This is a genomic window from Escherichia sp. WS1451, assembly GCF_046487365.1.
In the GTDB taxonomy this organism is placed as follows: domain Bacteria; phylum Pseudomonadota; class Gammaproteobacteria; order Enterobacterales; family Enterobacteriaceae; genus Escherichia; species Escherichia coli.
This window is the reverse complement of sequence record NZ_JBJQJP010000080.1, coordinates 1-619: the sequence shown is the minus strand read 5'-3', so window position 1 is coordinate 619 and position 619 is coordinate 1. Positions and strand designations below refer to the sequence as shown.

The window sequence follows — 619 nt, the reverse complement described above, 5'->3', positions numbered from 1 at the left end:
TATCACCTTACCGACGCTTATCGCAGATTAGCACGTCCTTCATCGCCTCTGACTGCCAGGGCATCCACCGTGTACGCTTAGTCGCTTAACCTCACAACCCGAAGATGTTTCACTTCAGAGTTGCGAAAATTTGAGAGACTCACGAACAACTTTCATTGTTCAGTGTTTCAATTTTCAGCTTGATCCAGATTTTTAAAGAGCAAAACTTCGCAGTGAACCTTTGCAGGTACACTCTGAAGTATTTTTTATTTAATCACTACAGAGATGGTGGAGCTATGCGGGATCGAACCGCAGACCTCCTGCGTGCAAAGCAGGCGCTCTCCCAGCTGAGCTATAGCCCCATAACATGTAGTTAAAACCTCTTCAAATTTGCGGTGCAAATTTGGTAGGCCTGAGTGGACTTGAACCACCGACCTCACCCTTATCAGGGGTGCGCTCTAACCACCTGAGCTACAAGCCTGTAGAGGTTTTACTGCTCATTTTCATCAGACAATCTGTGTGAGCACTGCAAAGTACGCTTCTTTAAGGTAAGGAGGTGATCCAACCGCAGGTTCCCCTACGGTTACCTTGTTACGACTTCACCCCAGTCATGAATCACAAAGTGGTAAGCGCCCTCCCG

Annotated in this window: 2 tRNA genes and 2 rRNA genes; all 4 read right to left on the bottom strand. The window is 47.5% G+C overall.

What is annotated here, in order from left to right:
• Positions 1 to 91, bottom strand: a 23S ribosomal RNA gene (locus ACJHX7_RS26250); the annotation flags it as partial.
• 174 nt (positions 92 to 265) lie between these two features.
• Positions 266 to 341 (bottom strand) — tRNA-Ala (locus tag ACJHX7_RS26245).
• Between the two features lie 42 nt (positions 342 to 383).
• Positions 384 to 460 (bottom strand) — tRNA-Ile (locus ACJHX7_RS26240).
• Between the two features lie 68 nt (positions 461 to 528).
• A 16S ribosomal RNA gene (locus ACJHX7_RS26235) occupies positions 529 to 619 on the bottom strand; the annotation flags it as partial.